Here is a 207-nt window from a genome sequence, read left to right on the forward strand (position 1 = left end):
GATCTAAAGCTGAGGCTGTGAGGCCATATTCCTCCACAAGGGCTGCTCTGGATTTCCCATTTTCATAGAGTTCCACCATTTGTTTTTTGAATTCTGCTGTAAAGGTACGTCGTTGTTGTTTTGGCATTGTAGAGATTCGCTCCTTAACATGATAGGTTTATTCTACAAGCCCTTATTTTTTCTGTCCAACTTAGTGTAGCCGATCCA

The 207-nt window shown here is 41.5% G+C and carries 1 pseudogene; it reads right to left on the reverse strand.

The window, feature by feature from the left end:
- A pseudogene (locus tag QD47_RS34360) lies at positions 1-127 on the reverse strand (IS3 family transposase); the annotation flags it as partial.
- Positions 128-207: the final 80 nt, after the last annotated feature.

Origin of the sequence: Paenibacillus terrae (assembly GCF_000943545.1) — a bacterium.
Taxonomy (GTDB): domain Bacteria; phylum Bacillota; class Bacilli; order Paenibacillales; family Paenibacillaceae; genus Paenibacillus; species Paenibacillus terrae_A.